The organism is Azohydromonas lata NBRC 102462, assembly GCF_001571085.1.
GTDB classification, from domain to species: domain Bacteria; phylum Pseudomonadota; class Gammaproteobacteria; order Burkholderiales; family Burkholderiaceae_C; genus Azohydromonas; species Azohydromonas lata.
In genome coordinates this window covers 14,559-27,876 of sequence record NZ_BCTC01000087.1, presented here as the reverse complement: position 1 = coordinate 27,876, position 13,318 = coordinate 14,559, and the positions used below count along the sequence as shown (strand labels likewise).

15 protein-coding genes are annotated in these 13,318 nt (G+C 68.1%); 1 reads left to right on the top strand and 14 read right to left on the bottom strand.

Translation table 11 applies throughout. The features are described from left to right. From ALA01S_RS23180 to ALA01S_RS23115, 14 genes are all read right to left on the bottom strand, one after another. The coding region (locus tag ALA01S_RS23180) for a P-type ATPase actuator domain-containing protein (protein ID WP_157119221.1) at positions 1 to 1,099 on the bottom strand (1,099 nt) is incomplete at its 3' end. Between the two features lie 4 nt (positions 1,100 to 1,103). Further along, on the bottom strand, positions 1,104 to 1,385 hold the full coding sequence (locus ALA01S_RS23175; RefSeq protein ID WP_211235140.1) for a DUF2933 domain-containing protein: 282 nt from the start codon (positions 1,383 to 1,385) through the stop codon (positions 1,104 to 1,106). A gap of 132 nt (positions 1,386 to 1,517) precedes the next feature. After that, positions 1,518 to 2,021: a hypothetical protein gene (locus tag ALA01S_RS23170; RefSeq protein ID WP_066341530.1), complete on the bottom strand. Its 504-nt coding sequence runs from the start codon at positions 2,019 to 2,021 to the stop codon at positions 1,518 to 1,520. A 153-nt stretch (positions 2,022 to 2,174) separates the two neighbouring features. Further along, complete coding sequence (locus ALA01S_RS23165; RefSeq protein WP_066341528.1) at positions 2,175 to 2,636, bottom strand: hypothetical protein; 462 nt, start codon at positions 2,634 to 2,636, stop codon at positions 2,175 to 2,177. Positions 2,637 to 2,761: 125 nt separating this feature from the next. Beyond that, positions 2,762 to 3,490, bottom strand: coding sequence for a DUF305 domain-containing protein (locus ALA01S_RS23160; RefSeq protein ID WP_084267848.1), 729 nt, complete (start codon positions 3,488 to 3,490; stop codon positions 2,762 to 2,764). A gap of 331 nt (positions 3,491 to 3,821) precedes the next feature. Next, entirely contained in the window at positions 3,822 to 4,169 is a 348-nt protein-coding gene (locus ALA01S_RS23155) for a copper-binding protein (RefSeq protein ID WP_029001686.1), read from the bottom strand. 15 nt (positions 4,170 to 4,184) lie between these two features. Further along, positions 4,185 to 4,640: a DUF411 domain-containing protein gene (locus ALA01S_RS23150; RefSeq protein ID WP_029001687.1), complete on the bottom strand. Its 456-nt coding sequence runs from the start codon at positions 4,638 to 4,640 to the stop codon at positions 4,185 to 4,187. 30 nt (positions 4,641 to 4,670) lie between these two features. Beyond that, positions 4,671 to 5,249: a cupredoxin domain-containing protein gene (locus ALA01S_RS23145; protein ID WP_084267847.1), complete on the bottom strand. Its 579-nt coding sequence runs from the start codon at positions 5,247 to 5,249 to the stop codon at positions 4,671 to 4,673. A 41-nt stretch (positions 5,250 to 5,290) separates the two neighbouring features. Further along, complete coding sequence (locus ALA01S_RS23140) at positions 5,291 to 6,694, bottom strand: multicopper oxidase family protein (protein WP_066341524.1); 1,404 nt, start codon at positions 6,692 to 6,694, stop codon at positions 5,291 to 5,293. A 40-nt stretch (positions 6,695 to 6,734) separates the two neighbouring features. Continuing rightward, the gene (locus ALA01S_RS23135) at positions 6,735 to 8,198 is read right to left on the bottom strand and encodes a TolC family protein (protein WP_084267846.1); all 1,464 of its coding nucleotides are present in this window, start codon (positions 8,196 to 8,198) and stop codon (positions 6,735 to 6,737) included. Further along, positions 8,195 to 8,515, bottom strand: coding sequence for a hypothetical protein (locus ALA01S_RS23130; RefSeq protein WP_051244368.1), 321 nt, complete (start codon positions 8,513 to 8,515; stop codon positions 8,195 to 8,197). The genes ALA01S_RS23135 and ALA01S_RS23130 overlap by 4 nt, the downstream gene beginning before the upstream one ends. 136 nt (positions 8,516 to 8,651) lie before the next feature. Beyond that, the gene (locus tag ALA01S_RS23125; RefSeq protein WP_157119220.1) at positions 8,652 to 9,050 is read right to left on the bottom strand and encodes a hypothetical protein; all 399 of its coding nucleotides are present in this window, start codon (positions 9,048 to 9,050) and stop codon (positions 8,652 to 8,654) included. Between the two features lie 178 nt (positions 9,051 to 9,228). Beyond that, positions 9,229 to 12,177 carry a Tn3 family transposase gene (locus ALA01S_RS23120; RefSeq protein WP_029001692.1) on the bottom strand — a complete coding sequence of 983 codons (2,949 nt, stop codon included), beginning with the start codon at positions 12,175 to 12,177 and terminating at the stop codon, positions 9,229 to 9,231. A 217-nt stretch (positions 12,178 to 12,394) separates the two neighbouring features. Beyond that, positions 12,395 to 12,658, bottom strand: coding sequence for a hypothetical protein (locus tag ALA01S_RS23115; RefSeq protein WP_066341520.1), 264 nt, complete (start codon positions 12,656 to 12,658; stop codon positions 12,395 to 12,397). A gap of 148 nt (positions 12,659 to 12,806) precedes the next feature. On the opposite strand from ALA01S_RS23115, the gene ALA01S_RS33410 reads away from it, so the two are divergent. Further along, the gene (locus tag ALA01S_RS33410; protein ID WP_157119219.1) at positions 12,807 to 13,184 is read left to right on the top strand and encodes a hypothetical protein; all 378 of its coding nucleotides are present in this window, start codon (positions 12,807 to 12,809) and stop codon (positions 13,182 to 13,184) included. Positions 13,185 to 13,318 lie beyond the last annotated feature (134 nt).

The following is a 13,318-nucleotide window of genomic DNA, read 5'->3' as shown; positions in this document are numbered from 1 at the left end:
CCCGCTCGGAGCGCATCACGAGGGCCCCGCTGGTGTTGAGCGTGGCGCCAATGAGCTTGTCGCCGGCGCGCTTGCTCACGGGCACGGGCTCGCCGGTGAGCATGGACTCGTCCACGGCGCTGGCGCCTTCGACGACGGCGCCGTCCACCGGCACCTTCTCGCCCGGGCGCACGCGCAGCAGGTCGCCCACGTGCACGTGTGTCAGCGGCACGTCCTCCTCGCCGCCGTCGGGGCGGATGCGCCGCGCCGTCTTGGGCGCCAGGCCCAGCAGCGACTTGATGGCGGCCGAGGTCTGCGAGCGCGCGCGCAGCTCCAGCATCTGGCCCAACAGGGTCAGCGAGATGATCACGGCCGCGGCCTCGTAGTACACCGCGACACGCCCCATGGCGAAGAAGGATTCGGGAAAGACTTGCGGCGCCACGGTGGCCACGAGGCTGTAGAGGAACGCGGCGCCGGTGCCCGTGCCGATGAGCGTCCACATGTTGGGGCTGCGGTTCACCAGCGACTGCGCCCAGCGCACGAAGAAAGGCCAGCCCGCCCACAGCACTACCGGGGCCGACAACGCCAGCTCGATCCAGCTCTGGGTGGCCATGTCAAAGAGGCCCAGGCGGTGCCCGACCATGGCCAGCAGCGTCACGACCACCGTCAGCGGCAGCGTCCACCAGAAGCGGCGAGTGAAGTCCTCCAGCTCCGGGTTGCGCTCTTCGGCGTCGAGGTCGGGCAGCAGTGGCTCCAGCGCCATGCCGCACTTGGGACAGTTGCCCGGGCGGTCCTGCCTGATTTCCGGGTGCATCGGGCAGGTGTAGATCGTGCCCGCGGGCGCCGGGTCGGTCGGGGCAAGGGCAGGCGCCGGAGCTTCGACGGCATAGCGCTGAGGCTCGGCGGCGAACTTGTCCTTGCAGCGGATGCTGCAGAACCAGTAGGGCCGGCCAGCATGCTCCAGGTGGTGCGCAGAGGCCTCGGTCACGGCCATGCCGCACACCGGGTCCTTCAGGGCATCCTGCGCGCCGTGGTGATGGTGCTCATGGCCATGGCCCTGCCCGGCACCCGGTGCAGCACCGTGGCCAGCGTGGGTGTGGTGGTGGACAGGCTCATCCATGGCATCACCACTTGCCGTCGGGCGACGAGGCGTTGGCACTGTTCGAGCTCCCCTGGTGGTGGCCGTGGCCGCCATGGCCGTGACCACCGTGGCCGAACAGGTGCATCAGCGGGCACCCCAGCAGCAGCAGGTACGGCCACAACCCCGCGACGTGGCCCCAGTGCTCGCGCAGCAGGTAGAAGCCGCCGATGAGCAGCAGCATGACGATGACCACGGTCCACGGGCTGCGCCGCGTGCCGCTGCCCTGACCGACGCTTGACGTGTCGTGGTGATGGGAGGTTTCCATGGTCCAGGCTCCTTCTTGGACGCCGGCTCAGCGAGCCGGCTGCAGGTGAAACTTAGACCCTCCCATCGTGGGAAGGTCAAGGCCCTGGCGACCGCACGCCGCTACCTTGTTGGCGACGTGCGGCGGCAGGCTTCAGGGCTTGGTTGCAGGGGCCGGCATGCGGTCCATCATCATCTGCATCATCGACTGCATCATGTCCATGCGCTGCTCCAGCGCCTGCATGCGCGCCGCAGGCGCAGCCGAGGCCGGTGCGGCGGCACCCTGGGGTGCCGTGCCACCCATGCCTTTCATGCCGTCCATCATGGCCATGCCTTCCTGCATGAGCTTCATGTGCTCGGCCATGAGCGCCTCGCGCTCCTTTGGCGTGCGCGCCTTGCCCATCTTTTCGTGCATTTCGCGCATGGCTTTCATGTGCTGCTCCATGCCGGCGGGTTGGCCCATCATCCCCATGGCACCTGCCGCACTGGCGCTGGCCGCCGCGGCAGGAGCAGGCACGCGTGGCGCCGGTGCAGCCGCGGCCGGCGCGGAAGCCCTGTCAGGGTGGTGCGCGGCGTGGTCCTCCGGGCTGGTCTGGGCGTGTACGCCGAGCGACAGCGCGGCCAGGATGGCGGCAAGAGCGAGGGGGCGAAGTGCCATGGCGCAAGTCCTCCAGGTGGATTGAAGTGTGGGAATCAGATGCGCAGCGGGCGCTGGCCGGTGCGTTGGGGGTGCGCCGGCAGCAGCGCGCGCAGCCCGCCGCGAAGCAGGCCTTGCGGCGCACTCACTGGCAGGCGGGCGACAGACCAGGCTCTAGATCGTGAGCCGCAGGAACGCGATGGGGATGGGCGGGGGCGCCGGCAGGGTGGCGGCATCAGGACGCGGCACGCGCGTCACCAGTGCAGCGGGCAGGACCAGGCAATGGCCGGTCATGACAGCACCCAGTGGGAGCATTGCTGCCGCGTCACTCGCACCGGTCTTGGCGACCGCGCTTTGCTCGCTGTCGCACAGGCTCTTGCACGCCTGCTGTCCGGGCAGGGCTTCGTGCTCCTGCCCGTCGTCGCTGTGGGCGGCGCCGGAAGCGGCGTCTTGGTGATGGTGGTGCCCGGCATCGCCCGCGGCGTGCTCATGCGCGGCGGCGTGCGCCCCCGTGACGGCCACCGGCGCCTGCAGGACGCAGGCGTTGGCGGCACCGGCCATCCAGCCCAACAGCAGCACCCAGCACATCAGCCGGGCGATGACGCGGTTCAGGCGGGGCCGCAACGCAAAGCGCATGGCAGGGGGGCGTAAAGCCGGGCGTGTGGGATGGACGCCTTGATGCTACGGCAGCCCACCCCGGCTTGATTGACCGGCATCAATGGGCTGTCCGTGCACGGGGCACGGCGCGTGAGCGCCGTCGATCAGCCGCCGGCGCCCGGCTCGCCGTCGCTGCCGGTGTGCCGGCCCCGCAGCCCCTGCAGCGGCTGGTAGTCGCAGAACTTGAACCGGTTGCACAGCATGTCGCGCATCTCGCTGATGCCGTTGATCTGCGTGTGCTGGATGCCGCTGCAGTAGCGCTGCAGCGGGACGTGCTTGACGTCCGCGGTCACCAGGCAATCGGTGGCCATGGTCACGGCCATGTAGTGGTGCCGCGCCATGGTTTCGAGGAACGTATGGTCGAATTCGGCGCCGGCCGCCGTGGACTCCAGCAGCTGGATCTGCTGGCGCCCCATGTCGGTGAGCTGCGGCTCGTGGGCCTGGCCGTACCACGTCCTCAGGAACATCTGCGCCTTGCCGATCTCCTCGCGCTGCACGCGGTTCTCCTCGCGGGCCATGGAGCGAATGCTGCCCGAGAGCGCCTTGGGGCTCGTGGCTGCGGTGCCGGGCGTGGGCGACGTGCCTTCGCCGTAGCGTCCCAGCTCGGGATTGCGCGTCGTGTCGGTCCCGGCCGCGAGCTCGGACATGCGCAGCGCCGAGTAGTGGTGGTCGATCATCGACTTCAGGAAATCGACCTCGAAGGTGGCCGTGAGGCCGCGGCCTGGGCCGCTTTCCTGGGCCTGGACGGCAGGAAACGGCAGAGCCAGCGCCAAAGCGGCAGCGGCCACGCCAGCACGCGACACGAGCGAGGAAACCATTGAAGGAGGTTGCATGGATCAGACCTTTCGACAAAGCCACACAGGCAGGCCGCCGGCAATGCGGCAGCGCACACAGGCCTGATCAGCCTCCCCGGCCGCTGGTGCAGCGGCGCTCCATGGCTTTGCATGGACCTTTCCAGACCAGGCGCCGGTCATCCGGCCCACTGGCGAGGCAACACCTGTTCCCCGCTCAGAGGCATATTGGCGAGTGAAGCGCCCTTGCCGCCCGAACCAGGCCCGGAGCATTCCCTCGTGACCCAGGAGAAGCGAAGGCCCCGCAGGCTCCTTCGCTTCGCGCGAGCGATGCAGGGCACGCGGGCTCAGGGCCACTTGCCGCTGATGGCGGTCACTGGGCGGTCTGCATCTGCGTGACGACAAAGGCGCCGCCTTGCTTCTCGACGTGGAAGCGCACCTTGTCGCCCACCTTGACGGCGTCGAGCATCGCGGCGTCCTTGACCTGGAACACCATGGTCATGCCCGGCATGTCCAGGTTCTTGATCTCGCCGTGCTTGAGAGTGACCTTGCCATTGGGCTTGTCGATGCGCCGCACCTCTCCGTCAGTCAGGTCAGCGGCTGCGGCGGCCGACGCGGCCGCGGCGGGATGGTGCGCTGCGTGATCGGCGTCGGACGTCTGGGCAGCCGCGGGCAGGATGCCGGCAGCGCCCAGCAGCGCGGCGAGGATGAGCTTCTTCATGGATCAGTCCCTTCTTCAGCGATAGGTTTGGTAGGTGACGGCCGTGCCGTCCTTGCGCAGCAGCAGCACGTCATAGGGGTCCTTCTGGCCGCCGTAGTCCGGGCCGTCCATGCCGGGCGAGCCCACGGGCATGCCGGGCACGGCCAGTCCGATGGCCGTGGGGCGCTCCTTGAGCAGGCGCTGGATCTCGCGCGCCGGTACGTGACCTTCAAGGGCGTAACCACCGACGAGTGCCGTGTGACACGAGCCGTACTTCACGTCGAGCCCCAAGCGACTGCGCATCGCGGTGTTGCCGGTCTCGTTGACCTTGGTTGGGAAGCCGTTGGCCTGCAGGTGCGCGATCCAGTCCTTGCAGCAGCCGCAGGTCGGGCTCTTCCAGACCTCGACCAGCGGCGCATTGGCCGCGTGCACGAGCGACACGAAGGGCAGCAATGCCAGCGTGCCGAGCAGTCGGCGGCGTTGAGTAATCATCGTTCGTCTCCTTGGAGCGTCCTGTCGGAATCAGTGCTTGCGATCGGCATGGCCGCCGCTGGCCTGGGCGGACTTGGCCGGCTTGCCGGCAGCCACCTTCACGGCGCCCTTCATGCCGGCGTCATAGTGGCCGGGCTGCAGGCACGCGAAATCGACCTGGCCCGCCTTGGTGAACTGCCAGACCACTTCGCCACTCTGGCCGGGCGCGACCGTGATCTGGTTGGGGTCGGCGTGTTCCATCTCGGGGAACTTCTTCATCAGCTCGTAATGCTCCTTCAGGGCCGCTTCGGTGCCGAGCACGAACTCGTGCTTCACCTGGCCCGAGTTCTTCACCACGAAGCGGATGGTCTCGCCTTGCCTGACACGCACGCTCGACGGGTTGAAGCGCATGGCATCGGTCATGTCGACGTTGACGGTGCGCGTGACCTTGTCGGGTTGGCCCGCCACGCCGATGGCGTCGGTGTCGCCGTGGCCGTGCTCGTGGCCGTCGGCATGGACGTGGCCCGTGGTGGTGGCCGGGGCGGCGTGGCCGTCGCCCTCATGCGCCAGGGCGCTGCCCGCGACGAAGAGACCGGCAGCCAGGGCAAACGTGAGTTGATGCAGTTTCATGTGGGGGGTACTTCTGAATTCGGGAAAGGGGTGCTGCGTCCTCAGTGGCCGGAATGGCCGCTGGGCTTGCGCACCTGGACCTCGGTGGGCGCTGTGCCCTTGTCGGCGCGCGGCATGGCGCTGCGCCCGGCGTCGCTGGAGCGCTCGGGCTCGGCGAGCTGGCCGGTCCACTCGTAGGCCACGGTGCCTGCCGGGTGCTTGAACCAGCCCGGATCGGAGTAGTCGCCGGGCTTCTGGTCGCGGCGCACCTTGATGACGCTGAACATGCCGCCCATCTCGACGCCGCCGAACGGTCCCTCGCCCGTCATCATCGGCACCGTGTTGTCGGGCAGCGGCATGGTCATCTCGCCCATGTCGGCCATGCCGCGTTCGCCCATGACCATGTAGTCGGGGATGAGCTTGCTGATCTTCCTGGCCACGCCGCTGTGGTCCACGCCGATCATCGTGGGCACGTTGTGGCCCATGGCGTTCATGGTGTGGTGGCTCTTGTGGCAGTGGAACGCCCAGTCGCCCTCCTCGTCGGCGATGAACTCCAGCTGGCGCATCTGGCCCACGCCGATGTCGGTCGTGACCTCCTGCCAGCGCGTGCTGCGCGGCGTGGGGCCGCCGTCGGTGCCGGTGATGGCGAACTCGTGCCCGTGGATGTGCATCGGGTGGTTCGTCATCGTGAGGTTGCCGATGCGCAGCCGCACCCGGTCACCCTGGCGCACGTTGAGCGAGTCGATGCCGGGGAAGACGCGGCTGTTCCACGTCCACAGGTTGAAGTCCAGCATCGTCATGATCCGCGGCGTGTAGCTGCCCGGATCGATGTCGTAGGCGGAGAGCAGGAAGCAGAAGTCGCGGTCCGCCTCGTCGATGAGCGGGTGCCTGGCCTTGGGGTGCGTGACCCAGAAGCCCATCATGCCCATGGCCATCTGCGTCATCTCGTCGGCGTGCGGGTGGTACATGAAGGTGCCGGGCCGGCGCGCCACGAACTCGTAGACGAAGGTCTTGCCCGGCGCGATGCCGGGCTGGGTCAGCCCCGTGACGCCGTCCATGCCGTTGGGCAGGCGCTGGCCGTGCCAATGCACGCTGGTGTGCTCGGGCAGCTTGTTGGTCACGAAGATGCGCACCCGGTCGCCCTCGACCACCTCGATGGTGGGTCCCGGCGACTGGCCGTTGTAGCCCCACAGGTGCGCCTTGAAGCCCGGCGCCATCTCGCGCTCCACGGGCTCGGCCACCAGGTGGAATTCCTTGACCCCGCCCTTCATGCGCCAGGGCAGGGTCCAGCCGTTGAGCGTGACCACGGGGTTGTAGGGCCGCCCGGTGCCGGGCACGAGCGGCGGCATGGTGTCGGGCCTGGTCTGGATCACGGGCTCGGGCAAGGCGGCCATGGCCACCTTGCTGACCGAGGCGGCGGCCACGGCGGCCGACCCGGCCAGGAAGCGACGTCGATTCGTCGTCATGGAAGGACTCCAGGAAATGTATTGGGCACGGGGGTGGCGCTCAATGGCCGCCCGCGCTGCCGCCGCCGGTCGCGGCCGGGGCGGCTTGCAGGGAAACGCCCGCGGTGGCGGGACGCCCGATGAGCGCGGCCTGCAGCGCCACGTCGGCGAGCCAGAAGTCGCGCTGGGTGTTGAGGGCCTGGGCCACGGCGGCGACCTGGTCGCGGGCGTCGGCCAGCAGCTCGAACACGCCGATGAGCATGCCGTTGTAGCGAAGCTGGTTCTCGTCGGAGATGGTCTTGCGCAGCGGCACGATCTCGTCGCGCCAGTGGCGCGCCAGGTCGAATGCGGTGCGGTAGCCGCCGTAGCTCTCGCGCACCTGCGAGGCTGCGTCCACGGCCAACTGCGTGGTGCGGTGCACGGCGGCCATGTAGCGCGCCTGGGCGGCGCCTCGCGTCGCGTCGCCAGCGTTGAAGATCGGCAGCGGCAGCGCCAGCTCGTAGCCGCGCTTGGGCGGCAGGCCGGTCTCGCTGTTGCGCACGGCGCCCAGCTCGAAGTCACCCACCACGCTGGTGACGGTCGTGATGCCTTGCGAGCGGGCCGAGGACTCCAGCTCGGCGCGGGCCTGGCGCATGTCCAGGCGCTCGTCGAGCGCGGCCTGCATCACGGCGCGCTCCTCGCGCGGCGCGGCGGGCAGGTCCGGCAGCCGCTCGGGCAGCTTCAGGGCCTGTGCCTGGGCGTCGTTGAGGCCCAGGGCACGCACCAGGGCCTCGCGGCTGGCCAGGGCTTCCTGCCGCGCGCGGGCCAGCTGGGCCACGGCCTCGGCGCTGAAGACCTGCTCGCGGGCGCGCTGCAGGCGGTTGAAGTTGCCGGCCGACTGCATGCGGCGCGCGAGCTCGGCGCCCGCGTCGGCGGTTTCCTTGACCTGCTCGAAGTAGGCCTGCGCCTGCACGGCCGCCACGGCGCGCACCCAGGCCTGGCGCGCCTGCGTCGCGGCCTGCACCACATCGCCGGCCATGCGCAGGCGGATCTGCTGCTGCTGCGCGTTGGCGATGCGCGTGCGCGCCGGCAGCAGCAACAGGTCCAGCAGCGGGAAGCTCAGCGCCCGCCCGATCTCCAGCTCGCGCTCACCGCCTTCGTTGCGCACCAGGCGCTCGAAGGCGAAGACCGGGTTGGGCAGCCGGGCCGACTGCGTTGCCTGGTAGGAGGTGGTCGCCGCATCCGACAGCAGCGCCTGCACGCCAGGGCTGTAGGCCAGGGCGATGCGCACCGCGTCGGCGGCGGACAGGGGCTGCAGCAGCAGCCGGTCCACGTCAGCGCGCGCCTCCTGGCGCGCCTCGTCCGTGGTCAGCCACTTCAGCGGCGCGCCCAGGCGCTGGCTGGCCACGTCCTGCGCGAGCCCCAGGTTCTGCTGGACGGCCGTGCTGGCGCAGCCGCCCAGCGCCAGCAATGCCAGCGCGGCGACGGCCAGGCGCTTGCGCGGCCGGGCGCGCACCGTGTCGTGGTTCGTGAACGGCGTCGTCATGGCTTGGCGGGGGCGTGGTGGTTCGAGTGCGAGCCGCCGGCGGCATCGGGCACGGGTGCGCTGGCGCTGGCCGCAGCGGGCCGGGCGTCAGGCGCCTGGATCTCCCGGGCGTAGGCCTTCCAGCCGCCGATGCGGCCGACGGTGTCGTTGGTCTCACGCCAGGGGCGGACTGGTTCGTCGGTGAAGGCCCGATAGCCTTCGAAGGTGGAGCGGTAGACGGGTTGCGGCGCGGCCGGCGTGGCGGCGCCTTGCGCCGCGGCCAGGGCCGGGACGGCGATGAGCACCGCAACTGCGGCGGTGCAGGACCATGAGGCCATGAGGATGCTCGCTGGACGGGCCCGGCGCGGCCGCATCAATGCAGCCGGTGGGGCAAGGACGTGAGTGGCGGCGGATGCGCAGCCGCTGCGCCGTCAGACGACGGCCAGGCGAGCCACGACCCGCGCCAAGGGCGCGTCAGGCGAACAGGAGGCGGGGTGGACGGTCCGGGCCGTCCGTCAAGAACGCCACGGCGCTGAGAAACAGTGGCGTCGGCGGCGCCATGGCATCTACAGCCGCCTCGAAACGCAGCGTGGCTGCGGGCAGCGCCGCCGTGACGCAGCAGGCTGCGCAGGCGCTGCACTTGTGCTGCGCGCTCTTGTGCAGATCCTGCGTGGCGGCTGCGTCGTCGTGGGCAAGCGCCTCGACGGCGTCGTGGTGGTGCGCCGCGTGGTCGTGTTCCGCGATGACGGCGGCGGCCACGGCCATGCGGTCATGGCCCGAACCGCACACGCGCAGCGAGGCCGCGACGCTGCCCTGCAAGGGCAGCGCGACGGCCAGCAGCCACATCATCGCGATCCGGAAAACACGCCACATGACGGTAGTTTAGTTGCCCCATGTCAAGCGCACAGGGCTGTAGTTTCCATATGGCAGCAAGTGTGAACCTTCCCCCTGTGACAAGGTCAAGGGGCCCAGTGTGCGAAAAAGGCGCTTACAAACTGCAAATGCCCGCCGCCATTCTTGAGCGCAGACCGGTCCATCCACGGCTGGCTTCTCAGGCATGGCCTGTTCGAAGACTGGGCGACCGCTCACCTCGTGCCTGGATCAAGGACTCGACGTACCGTTCGACGCCAAAACGCATCGTGCCGCGGAAGTTGATGTGCCCGAAATGCGCTGGCCCGATGCGCCGCAGCCAGTCGTCCTCGATGCGCATGCCACTGTTGCGCAGCGCGAGGACCACGTCGTTCATGCGATGGGTATTGAAGGCGAGGACCACATTCGTCAGCAGCGTGTGCGCACCCGAGATCGCCCGCAGTTCGTCAGGTCGCCGGCCTCGCTCTGGCGCGATCCGGCCGCTGTAAACCGCGCGCTGCAACTGGTGCACAGATTCACCGCGCGAGAGCAGCGTGTGGATCTCGCGCCGGAAGTCCGCCACGGCCAAATAGTCACACAAGAACACCGTGCGAAGCAGCCGACCCAGATGCTCGGCAGCCCGGTGCACGGGATCGCCACGAGCCGCCGAGCCGAAGCGCTGCATCACCTGCGCGGCCGACACCCGGCCACTGCGAATGGACGCGCCCAGGCGCAGCAGCTCCGGCCAGCCGCGCTCGATGGCCTTGAGCGAAACGCGTCGTTCCGTCACGGCGTCCAATTCGTCGGGAATGAGAAACGGCCTGGGCAGGAAAAGCTTGCGCTCGGCCAGGTCGCGCAGGCGCGGACACAGGTCGAACCCCAAAACCTTCGCGATGCCCATGGCGGCGTCCGTCCAGCCGTGGGTATCGCAAGCAACCAATGACAGCCTGATGCGGTCTTCGACGCGGTTGTGCTGCTCGACGCCCTCGATGGCCGCACCTGCCTGGCGCTCGCCCAGCACGATGGGCTGGTCATAGACGATGCCCCAGCGGTCGCGCAGGTGGGTGTAGATGCCCGCGGCGTAGGTGCGCCGGCGTGGATCGACGCGCGCATTCCACAGGTGCCGTGACGCATCGAGCGCGAGCATGTCGCTCGACGCCTTGTCGCCTTCGCCCCAGAGTGCCGCCAGTGGGATGCGGCTCTGGAATTCGGCCACGCGTTCGTTGGCGCGACGCAGCCGGCCGCTGCCCTCGATGGCGCGCATGGCCACCAGGATCTGTGCGGCGTCCAGCTCGGGAATCATGTGCGCCACGCCTCGGGCATCGAGGTCCGTGCCGTGCGCCAGCAGCGCACCGTACACCGCAAGGAGCTCTTGCGAGGAGGTTGCCCGGTGTCCGAGCAGCGCGTCGCTGAAGTTGGTGGCGGCGTCCACCTCAAGAAGCAGCTCAGGCAGCTGGACGTCACCGATGCGCTGGTAGATGGCCTCACGGGTACGCACCGGCTCGCCGTCGTCGGGCAGCGCCAGAAGGGCTGGCAGATGCAGCATGCGATCCGTGCCGATCTCCACCTTGCCCACGCGCAGAGCTTCCACCACGGCCTGCATGCCCGCGTGGATGGCGGCCACCAGCGGCATCAGCAGCGCGTCGAACGATTCCGGCACGCCCAGCAGCTCCACATGCTCGCGCTGCTGCAGTGCCCACTGCTGTGGCGGGATAAGCAACTGCTCGCGGCTCTGGAAGCTCAAGGAATGGTCGATCCATACCGAGCCGCGCCGCAGGCTGCGCCGCAGTGCCAGCATCGTGCTGGCTTCGAAGGCCCGCCAGCCGGCCTTGCGGTCCCGCTGGTGAACCAGGCTTCTCCATGCCGCTCCAACGTCCGGCAGCTCGTCGCGCCCGCCGTCCTTGTGGCCAGGACGGGCACGCAGCGCTGTCCACGCCTGCCATTGTGTGAACCCGGCGTCCTTGGACCCTCCCTGGAACTCCAGGCTTGAGAGCACGTCGAGACAGGCATGGACACGGGTCGAGTCCTCGGCCAAAGCCTTGCGTACCCGCGATGCGAAGCTGACCGGCACGGCATCGCCGACCGCAGCCAGCAGCTCCTGCGCCTGCAGCACGCGTTCCTCCCAGGACTTGGCGCCGTCGTGCAGCACCGCCTTGGCCAGGGCGGCCTGCCGCAGTTGGCTCGCACTTTCCTGGGCGTGCCGGGTGCGGGCACGCTCGGCCGCCGAGCGCACAAGCTGCTGTGCGCGCCGGCTGGCCAAATGCAGCGCCGCGTCGGTGAGCTCCAGCAGCGTCACCCGCAGAAAGCACACCACCTCGACGAGCTGCGCGGCGAGCTTGATGTCGCGGGACCGGTAGGGCCGGCGGGCCTGGATCTGTCGCGCGTAGGCCTGTTGCCGTGCCAGCACAACGCCGGAGAGATCCCATTCGTGCACGCCAAGGCCCTTGAGGTAGCGCACCTTCTCCATCGTCTCGGCCAGCGTGGTGGGACTGTGGCGCCTGGGCGGCGTCTTGAGCCATTCGATGCGGCTCACGTCCGTGCCGGGCCGCGGAGCGTGGACAGCCAGCAGCAGCTTCGCAGCCTTCGCGCGGCCCACGGCATCGGCCACGCAGATCACGATCTGCGTCTCGATTTTTGCGAAGGCATCGCGCGCCCAGTCCAGCAGCCGGCGGCTCGACGGAATCAGGATGCGGCGGGTGAACAGCCAGTGCCTGGCCGCCTGCACCAGATCGTCGGTGTGCGCGGCATCCTGCGCCTGTACCTCCAGCGCCGACACGAGGTTTTGCTCCTGCGCGGGTTCGAGCGCGGTGAGGCCGAGGTATTCCTTGGCCCAACGCTGGTGAGCGAAAAGGGTCTGCTTGCGCCGATAGGTGGATCGCAGGCTGGCGATGGACGGGGCCGCCACGCCGAGGGCGCCGGCCGCGTAGCGCAGCAGGTTGCGCGGCAGGACGGTGAAGCCATCCAACGGACGACCGGCCACACGCATGAACAGCACCATCAACGCCGCGGCCAGCTGGTGCCCCTCCCGGAACTGCTCCTTCACAGCCTCGACGTCGGCCTTGGTGAGCGAGAAGAAATGCTCCCGGTCGAAATCGCTCAGCCGCCCCGGCAGGCAGTCGCATCCAACGAAGCGATCGGCAAATGCGGACATCGCTGCCTCGGCGCAGGAAGTGGGGTGCCGACTCTACTGGGTGAAAGTGGGGGCCGCCATCGGTCATCAGCTGGTTCAGACCATGGCTGGTGTTTCGGGGCCAACTCAGTCTGAGCCGAGAAATAAGTAATAACCCTAAATAGCTCGAAAGCAACTGGACGTAACCACAAGCGCACCTTTTTGCACAAGGAGTCCGTCCACCCCTGCTATCGCGTTTTCAATGCGAGGCACCATGCCGCGGCACAGGGCAAACCTCGTCCCGACGCGCTTTGCCCACGGCGGCGGCGAGATCCCAATCCCCGGTCGCGTCTTCGCACACCAGAATGTAGGAACCCTCGTTGGTGGCGACCTTCCACCAGGTGCGATCCCGGCTATGCCAGCGATCGCAAACCTCATTGACGATCACGCGCTGGGTGCCGAAGTGGACGGCGCAAGGCCGCGCCTCGCCGCCTGCGGCGTCCATTTCGACTGAAAGGCCCATGCTGTGTGACTCGCCCGGCTGACGTTGACATTCATGCGCCGGCCCCTGAATTACCAGACACGGTTGATGATGCTGCTACACGGGACAGCGACGGGCGGATGATCTAGATGCTCGGTCCCGGTTCGACGTGGGACAGGAAGAGATCAGCATGCCGCTGCTGGCCCGGCCCATTGCTCAGCGCGTGATGCACTTCACACTCCACCGGCGCGTGGCGTGTCAAGTCGGCAAGTTCCAAATATTTGCTAATAGGCTCTCCAGCGAAATAAGCCATGAAAGCAAGCTGGTGAGCGTTTACAGGAAGTTGACTGTTTTCTTTATAACCCCGGAGGGTGAAACCCATTCTGCTCGAATCGAGCTCTCCAGTACTTGCCATGCACTTGTGGCAAACGAAAAGCTTGATGCCGTGCTTGCCGAAGCCTTGGAGAGGTGGGAACAAGTTGCTGGTGTCCAAGTCATTGATTTGTCGCGTCAGGAGTCAGAGACGCCTGCGCGTGAAACTGAGGCGGTAGGCGTTCTTTTTCATTAAGTTTGACAAAAGCCGCGCTTTATATTTGACATACGGCGTTATGTCGAACCAAGCAAATCATTAATTTTGTAGGCGACCCATTTCTTCATAATCAACAAAGAAATGCGTCGCCGAACCTAGTGCAATAAAAATAT

What these genes read in the sequence shown, in the direction of transcription:
- ALA01S_RS23175 (WP_211235140.1), bottom strand. Translation starts at nt 1,385, where the DNA reads ATGGAAACCTCCCATCACCACGACACGTCAAGCGTCGGTCAGGGCAGC.
- ALA01S_RS23125 (WP_157119220.1), bottom strand. Translation starts at nt 9,050, where the DNA reads ATGTGGCGTGTTTTCCGGATCGCGATGATGTGGCTGCTGGCCGTCGCG.
- ALA01S_RS23130 (WP_051244368.1), bottom strand. Translation starts at nt 8,515, where the DNA reads ATGGCCTCATGGTCCTGCACCGCCGCAGTTGCGGTGCTCATCGCCGTC.
- ALA01S_RS33410 (WP_157119219.1), top strand. Translation starts at nt 12,807, where the DNA reads ATGCCGCTGCTGGCCCGGCCCATTGCTCAGCGCGTGATGCACTTCACA.
- ALA01S_RS23115 (WP_066341520.1), bottom strand. Translation starts at nt 12,658, where the DNA reads ATGGGCCTTTCAGTCGAAATGGACGCCGCAGGCGGCGAGGCGCGGCCT.
- ALA01S_RS23170 (WP_066341530.1), bottom strand. Translation starts at nt 2,021, where the DNA reads ATGGCACTTCGCCCCCTCGCTCTTGCCGCCATCCTGGCCGCGCTGTCG.
- ALA01S_RS23155 (WP_029001686.1), bottom strand. Translation starts at nt 4,169, where the DNA reads ATGAAGAAGCTCATCCTCGCCGCGCTGCTGGGCGCTGCCGGCATCCTG.
- ALA01S_RS23135 (WP_084267846.1), bottom strand. Translation starts at nt 8,198, where the DNA reads ATGACGACGCCGTTCACGAACCACGACACGGTGCGCGCCCGGCCGCGC.
- ALA01S_RS23140 (WP_066341524.1), bottom strand. Translation starts at nt 6,694, where the DNA reads ATGACGACGAATCGACGTCGCTTCCTGGCCGGGTCGGCCGCCGTGGCC.
- ALA01S_RS23165 (WP_066341528.1), bottom strand. Translation starts at nt 2,636, where the DNA reads ATGCGCTTTGCGTTGCGGCCCCGCCTGAACCGCGTCATCGCCCGGCTG.
- ALA01S_RS23160 (WP_084267848.1), bottom strand. Translation starts at nt 3,490, where the DNA reads ATGCAACCTCCTTCAATGGTTTCCTCGCTCGTGTCGCGTGCTGGCGTG.
- ALA01S_RS23120 (WP_029001692.1), bottom strand. Translation starts at nt 12,177, where the DNA reads ATGTCCGCATTTGCCGATCGCTTCGTTGGATGCGACTGCCTGCCGGGG.
- ALA01S_RS23150 (WP_029001687.1), bottom strand. Translation starts at nt 4,640, where the DNA reads ATGATTACTCAACGCCGCCGACTGCTCGGCACGCTGGCATTGCTGCCC.
- ALA01S_RS23145 (WP_084267847.1), bottom strand. Translation starts at nt 5,249, where the DNA reads ATGAAACTGCATCAACTCACGTTTGCCCTGGCTGCCGGTCTCTTCGTC.